This window comes from Curtobacterium flaccumfaciens (genome assembly GCF_051548005.1).
In the GTDB taxonomy this organism is placed as follows: domain Bacteria; phylum Actinomycetota; class Actinomycetes; order Actinomycetales; family Microbacteriaceae; genus Curtobacterium.
Genome location: NZ_JBPUGH010000003.1, coordinates 70,091 through 76,941, shown reverse-complemented (window position 1 = coordinate 76,941; position 6,851 = coordinate 70,091). Strand labels below are relative to the sequence as shown.

The following is a 6,851-nucleotide window of genomic DNA, read 5'->3' as shown; positions in this document are numbered from 1 at the left end:
GTACCGGTCGCCGACGGCTTCGACGGTGTGCGCCGCCGCGGTCTGCGCGGCAGCCCGCCCGAGCCGCTGGGCGAGCTCGGGGTCGGCCAGCAGGCGGTCGACGGCCGCCGCGAGCGCCGCCGCGTCACCAGGCGCGACGAGCAGGCCGTTCACGCCGTCCTCGATGACGTCGACGATGCCGGGCACGGCCGAGGCCACGATCGCGCACCCGGCGGACATGGCCTCGAGGAGGGCGACCGGCAGCCCGTCGCGGTCGCCGTTCGCCGCGGGGACGGACGGGTAGAGGGCGATGCTGGCCTTCGCGTACTCGGACGCGAGGTCCTCCTTGCCGCGGGCCCCGAGGAACGTGACCGCGGACCCGGCACGGGCCTCGAGCTGCGCGCGGAGCGGGCCGTCACCGACGACCACGACCTCGGCCGGCTGCTCGGCCGTGCGGTCGAGCGCGTCGAGCAGGACGATCGCGCCCTTCTTCTCGACGAGCCGGCCGACGAACAGCACGCGTCCCGGGACCCGGGTCTCGCGGTCGACCGCGCGGGTGATCGGGTCGAGGTCGACGCCCATCGGCACGACGTGGACCTGGTCCGGGCGCGCGCCGAGCTTGCCCAGTTCGAGCGCCATGTCCGTGCTCATGCAGGTCACGGAGGCGGCGCTCGCGATGACGGAGCGCTTGACGTTCTGGAGGACCGGGTTGCGCAGCGCGTACAGGTCGCCACCGAGCGTGGTCACGACGCGCGGCAGGTCGCCGAGCACGAGCTTGCCGACGGCCCCCTGCGGGATGATCCAGTGCAGCAGCGCCACGTCGGGCCGGGAGCGTCGGCGTTCGCGTCGGAGCGCCGCCGCCATCGACAGGAAGAAGAACGGGACCTGCAGCCAGCGCGACTTCTCCGCCCGCAGGTTGTCCACGATCGCGCCGTCGGCCAGGTCGCGCCAGCGTGCCGGGAAGTAGTCGTACCGCCGCACCTCCACGTCACCGATCCGCTGGTGCGCCCGCGCGCCCTTCGTCATCGGGGCGACGACCACCACGCGGTACTCGTCGGCGAGCGCGGTGGCGAGGTCGAGCACGAACCCGGGCGTGCCGTCGCCGGCCTCGGCCGGGAAGGTCGACGCAGCGACGAGCAGGGTCGGACGGGCGTCGGCATCGGGTCGCATCCAGCGCGCTCCCTTAGAGTTGTCGGTCGATGGACGCACACCAGCCTACGGGGTCCCCCGCAGCCGACCCGGACCGCATCGAGACCCCGACGGGCTCGGTGGACGCGGTCGTGCCGAAGCGCGGTCGGCGCGCACTCGTCCTCACGGTCGTCAAGTGGGTCGCCGCGGTCGTCGCGGTGGCGTTCCTCGCGCGGAGCATCGCCGGGCAGTGGCCGGACATCGTCGAGGACTTCGCGAGCCTCGACGCGCCGACCGTCGTCATCGGTGTCGTCGCGACGCTCGTGGCGCTCGTCGCGAACATGCTGTCGTGGCGGGCGATGATGGCTGCGAGCGGCTTCCGGCTGCGGCTCGGCCCCGCGTCCTCGATCTTCTTCGTCGGGCAGCTCGGCAAGTACATCCCGGGTGGGGTGTGGTCGATCGCGGCACAGGCCGAGCTCGGCCGCGCGCACGGTCTGCAGCGGACGAGCAGCGCGGTCGCGGCCCTGGCATCGATGCTGGTGAGCATGGTGACGGCGGCGCTCGTGGGCATCGTCGCCGTCCTCCTGGGCACGCCGGACGGTCTCGCGACCTTCTGGTGGCTGATCCCGTTCGTGCTGCTCGGCCTGGTCTCCCTGACCCCGCCCGTGCTCGGTCGTCTCATCCGGGTCGCGTTCCGGCTGTTGCGACGTCCGGCGCAGGACACCACGCTGACCTGGCCCGGCACGGTCATGTCGCTCGTGTGGTCGCTCGCGATGTGGGTGGCGTACGGCGTGCAGGCCACGGTCGTCCTCCGGGCGTTCGGCGCGGACTCGCCCGTGCTGTTCCCGGTCGCGGTGGGCGCGTACGCGGTCGCGTGGCTCGTCGGGTTCCTCGTGGTCATCGCCCCCGCCGGGATCGGCCCGCGCGAGGGCGTCCTGGTGCTCCTCCTCGGCGCCGTTGCGAGCGGTGCGGGTCCCCTCGCGCTCGCGGTGATCAGCCGGGCGTTCATGACCCTCGGCGACGTGGTGCTCGCCGGGTACGGCGCGGTCCTCGCCGCCAGGCACCGCCGCTCGACGGCCCGCGCTGCGGCGGCGCGCAGCGTCCCGGGGACTCACCACGCAGGCTGATATGGTCGGCTTCCGACCCGCCAGCGGCACCACGAGGAGCTCCACCCGATGACCACCCTGCACGTCCTCGTCGACCAGGTCGTCGCACCGGTCCCGGGCGGCATCGGTCGCTACGCCGAGGAACTCACCCGCCACCTCGTCACGACCGCGCCCGAGGGCTGCGACGTGGTGGCGGTGGTCTCCGCGGTGGGCTCCGACGACGTCCAGCGGTTGCGGACGCTCCTCCCCGGCCTGTCCGGACTCCAGCGGCTCCCGCTCCCCCGCCGTGAGCTGTCGCTCGCCTGGCAGGGCGGGATGGTCGGCGCGATCGCCAAGGAGATGGTGCACGCACCGAGCGTCCTCGCACCCCTCGTGAAGCACGACCGCTTCCGCGAGCCCGGTCGCCAGACGGTGGTCACGGTGCACGACACCGTGCCGTGGACGCACCCGGAGACCCTGACCCCCCGCGGGGTCCACTTCCACCGTGCGATGGTGAAGCGGGCGTGGAAGCACGCCGACGCCGTGGTGGTCCCGACGCACGCCGTCGCCGCGGCGCTCAACGAGATCCACCGCTTCGACGACCGCCTCCGGGTGATCGGGGGCGCTCCGAGCGGTCGGCTGCGCACGCCCGTCGACGCCGACCTGCGCGCCGAACGCCTGGGTCTCCCCGAGCGTTACGTGCTCGCCGTCGGCACGCTCGAACCGCGGAAGGGCCTGCAGTACCTGATCGAGGCGATGGCCCACCCCGATGCTCCGGCCGACGTCCCGCTCGTCATCGCGGGTCCGGACGGGTGGGGCGACGTCGACGTGTACAGCACCGCCGAACGTGCGGGGTTGTCCCGCGACCGCGTGAAGGTGCTCGGCCGCATCGACGACCAGGACCTCGCCGTGACGTACGACCGTGCGTCGGCGTTCGTGTTCCCGAGCCTCGCCGAGGGCTTCGGGCTCCCCGTCATCGAGGCGATGAGCTTCGGCACGCCGGTCATCCACTCGGACGATCCGGCGGTGAGCGAGGTCGCGGCGGACGCCGGTGTGACCGTCGCCCGTGAGCCGCGTGACTCCTACCCGGAACGCATCGCGCAGGCCGTGTACCAGGTCGTCAACGACCCGCTGCTCGCCGGACAGCTCGCGGTCGCGGGGCCGGACCGTGCGCGGATGTTCGACTGGAACGACTCCGCGATGGAGACCTGGCAGCTGCACGCCGACCTGTAGCGGGCAACGTCCGCCAGCCGCGACCGGCCCGCGACGCCAGGCCCGCGACGCTCGACCGGCAGCGGCGGCTCGTCGGTGTCAGAGCGAGTCGCGCAGGCGCTGTGCCTTCTGTTCGACGAGCTGTTCGAGACCCTCGGCGTACGCGCCCAGCCGTGCGGCGATCGCGGGGTCGGCCGAGCCGATGATCCGTGCGGCGAGGAGTCCGGCGTTCGCCGCACCGTTGATCGCCATCGTGGCCACCGGGATGCCGGCGGGCATCTGCACGATGGACAGCAGCGAGTCGAGGCCGTCGAGGCGCGCGAGCTGCACCGGGACGCCGATCACGGGCAGCGTCGTCATCGAGGCGACCATTCCCGGCAGGTGTGCCGCGCCGCCCGCTCCGGCGATCACGACGCGGATCCCCCGGGCGGCGGCTCCCCGGGCGAACCGGGTCATCTTGTCGGGGGTGCGGTGTGCGGAGACGACGTCGGCCTCGAACGGGATCCCGAGCTCGGTGAGCGTGTCCGCGGCGGCGCGCATGGTCGGCCAGTCGGAGTCCGATCCCATGATGATCGAGACGAGCGGCTGGGTGGGGGCTGCGGTGTCGGTCACGCGACGAGCCTAGTCGAGCAGCGCGGAGCGCCAGGTGTCCCCGTCGTCGCCGATCGTCCGCTCCGCACGCACCCAGCGGGTCGCTTCGGGGTCGGGGGCACCGTCGGCGACGGCGGCGCTGACCGCGGCGCGCCAGGCGTCGACGTCGTCCGGCACGGCCACGACGCCGTGTGCGTGCGCGTCGCGGTAGGACGGACGGTCGGACACGACGGCCGGCAGCCCGAGCGCGGTGTACTCGATCGCCTTGAGGTCGCTCTTCGCGCGGTTGAACACCTCGTCGCGCAACGGGGCGACGCCGGCTCGCCACCGCTGCCGGTGGTCGACGAGCCAGCGGGCGAACGCCGGGTAGTGCCCGTCCGGGACCTCGACGCGGCGGTACCAGCCCGGTTCGTCGGCGTCCTCGGTCACGCCGATGACCTCGAGTCGGATCGGGCTGCCGTCCGGGGCGGTGAGGTCGGTGAAGACGTCCCGGAGCAGCGCGAGGTCGGCAGCGTGCGTGAGCGTCCCCATGTACAGCACCCTGTGCTCGTCGAGCGGTCGGTCGTCGTCGGCGGCCGGCGGCGGACCGGGGTTCCAGATGGTCGGGTCCAGGGCGTTCCGCACGACCACCACCCGGTGCGCGATCGGTCGGACGAGGACCGCGAGCTCCTCGGTGCTGACGATCACGAGGTCCGCCCCGCGCACGAGGGCGTCGATCGAGGCCAACCGGTCCGGGTCGTACTCGGCTCGTGCCAGCCGGTCACGGCCGGACTCGGTGAAGAAGTCGTCGTCGACCTCGGCGGCCACCCGGGTCCCGCGTCGGGCCGCCGCGGCGAGGAAGGGCGCGACGAGTCCACGCGGCAGGGCGTCGCGTTGCACGACGACGGCCCGGTACGCGGTGGTGTCCGTGCCGTCGACGAACGCGTCCGGGTCCACCTGTCGCACCGTGGCCCCGCCGGTCCGTGCCAGGTGTTCGGTCCGCCGGACGACCCGGACGTGCGCGGAGGCGGGGTGCGCGCCGCCCCCGCCGGCGACGACGTACCCGAGGACCGGCAGCTGCTGGGGTCCCGCTGTCGGGGCCGACCGCGGCCCGGTCAGGGTGCGACGGAGTCGGCGGGCGGCACGTCGGACGAGATCACGCGGCATGCGGCCATCCTCCCGCACGGGCGCCCCGCAACGGCGCACCCCGCACGCCGGCCCCGCACGGCGCACCGCACGCCGGCCCCGCAACGGCGCAGGCGCTCGCCCGCACGCCTGCTCACCCGGACGTCTCAGCGCACGGAGACGGTCACGCACCCCATCGACGTGTCCCCACCCCGTCCGATGCCGACCGCCGTGAGGCACACGCTGCGGCGGCCGCTCGACACCGGGACCGTCCCGCGGAACCCGTGGTTCCGTCCGACCCGGTGCACCCGGTCCACGTCGGGGCGCGAGGCGTCGGCCGTCACGGTCCCGACGACCGTCCCGCCGACCGTGACCCGCACGGTCACGCTCTTCGTCGGGTCGTCACGGTCGAACGTCCACCCGGAGACGGTGACACGCCGCTTCGCGGTCGAGGCGACCGAGTCCCGGTGCACGGTCGGCGCGACGGCCGGGGCCGTCCGGGTCGGTGCCGCCGCGGCGACCGGCGACCCGAGCCGCGCGTTCGCGACGAGTGCCTGCGCGAACGCCGACCACCACTTCCCGGCTGCCGGACCGCCGTTGCAGGTCCCGTCGCTCGCACCGGGGGTCTTCACCCAGAGCAGTGCGTCGAGCGCGGTCCCGTCGGAGACCACGCGCGGCGACGTGCCGAGGCCGGCGCCGGGTCCGTTGCACCAGGTGCCCCGCCAGCCCTGTCCGTTCCGTGACGTGTCGATGACGTAGTGGGATCCGCCCGTCGCGGCCGACACCTTCTGCGCGTAGGCCTGCTCCTGCGCCGTCGGGTAGTAGTTCGCGACGTTCGTGAAGAACCCCCGCGCACGCTGCACGCCCGCGCTCTCCAGCCGTGCTGCCATGACCGCCGGCGGGACCCAGTTCGAGTTGCCGGCATCGAGGTAGGCCGGCACGCCCACCGCCGTGAAGGCGGCGACCTCACGGGCGAGGATGCGGTACCGCTGGGCGTCGAGGCTCTCGCTGCACGCGCTGTTGCTGAGCATCGCCAGCGAGTCGGGTTCGACGATCACGGCCGCTCGGTGCCCGGCGAGGCGGGCGACGATCTGGTCGACCCAGGCGTCGTACGTCGACTCGTCGAACCCGCCCGCCGAGTACCCGCCGCAGTCGCGCTGCGGGATGGCGTACGTCACGAACACCGGAGTGGTCCCCGTCCGCTCGGCACCCGCGACGGCGGCGTCGATGGTCTTCGTCAGCGTCGAGCCCTGCGTCCAGTCCCCCAGCCAGACCGCCACCGGGTACTGCGCGATGGTCCGCGCCGCCGCCGCTCCGCTCGGGTCGCTCGACGCGAGGGCGGTCGACTGCTTCGCCGCTTCGCTCGTGTCCGAGCGGTACGGCCCGGCGGCGTAGAGGGACGCCGCGGACGCAGCCCTGATGGCCGCGGCGCTCGTGGCCGCGACGGCGGTGGTCGACGTGAGCGTTCCCGCGGCGAGCGCGACGAACGCAGCCACCGCTCCTGTCGTGGCGAAGGCACCGGCGCGGCGCATGACGGACTCCCTGTGGACGACGAACCCCTGACCCGTCCATGGGAGCACGGCAGCCGACGCGGGACCACACGCCAGATCGGGTGGCACCCGAGCGGGTGTCCGCCCTTCGGCGGACCGACGGGACGAGGGACGGGTCCCTCGGGACGCGACGGCGACGTGTCTCGAGGACCCGACCCCGTGACGGACGGGAGGCACGGCGCAGGGCCGCACCGTGCCTCCC

Annotated in this window: 6 protein-coding genes; 2 read left to right on the top strand and 4 right to left on the bottom strand. The window is 74.0% G+C overall.

Translation table 11 applies throughout. The features are described from left to right. Positions 1-1,149, bottom strand: a 1,149-nt coding sequence (locus tag ACSW7Y_RS01155; protein WP_438124519.1) for a glycosyltransferase, incomplete at its 3' end; no start/stop codon positions are given. Between the two features lie 29 nt (positions 1,150-1,178). Between ACSW7Y_RS01155 and ACSW7Y_RS01150 the strand changes: the two genes are divergently transcribed. Together ACSW7Y_RS01150 and ACSW7Y_RS01145 are read left to right on the top strand one after the other, a co-directional pair. Next, positions 1,179-2,234 carry a lysylphosphatidylglycerol synthase transmembrane domain-containing protein gene (locus ACSW7Y_RS01150; RefSeq protein ID WP_438124518.1) on the top strand — a complete coding sequence of 352 codons (1,056 nt, stop codon included), beginning with the start codon at positions 1,179-1,181 and terminating at the stop codon, positions 2,232-2,234. Between the two features lie 48 nt (positions 2,235-2,282). Continuing rightward, positions 2,283-3,425: a glycosyltransferase family 4 protein gene (locus ACSW7Y_RS01145; protein WP_438124517.1), complete on the top strand. Its 1,143-nt coding sequence runs from the start codon at positions 2,283-2,285 to the stop codon at positions 3,423-3,425. Between the two features lie 78 nt (positions 3,426-3,503). Here the strand turns inward: ACSW7Y_RS01145 and purE are convergent, their stop codons facing one another. The 3 genes from purE to ACSW7Y_RS01130 form a co-directional block, all read right to left on the bottom strand. After that, entirely contained in the window at positions 3,504-4,016 is a 513-nt protein-coding gene (gene purE / locus ACSW7Y_RS01140) for a 5-(carboxyamino)imidazole ribonucleotide mutase (RefSeq protein WP_438124516.1), read from the bottom strand. Between the two features lie 9 nt (positions 4,017-4,025). Then, positions 4,026-5,141 carry a glycosyltransferase gene (locus tag ACSW7Y_RS01135; protein ID WP_438124515.1) on the bottom strand — a complete coding sequence of 372 codons (1,116 nt, stop codon included), beginning with the start codon at positions 5,139-5,141 and terminating at the stop codon, positions 4,026-4,028. 125 nt (positions 5,142-5,266) lie between these two features. Beyond that, positions 5,267-6,631 carry a glycoside hydrolase family 6 protein gene (locus ACSW7Y_RS01130; RefSeq protein ID WP_438124514.1) on the bottom strand — a complete coding sequence of 455 codons (1,365 nt, stop codon included), beginning with the start codon at positions 6,629-6,631 and terminating at the stop codon, positions 5,267-5,269. Positions 6,632-6,851 lie beyond the last annotated feature (220 nt).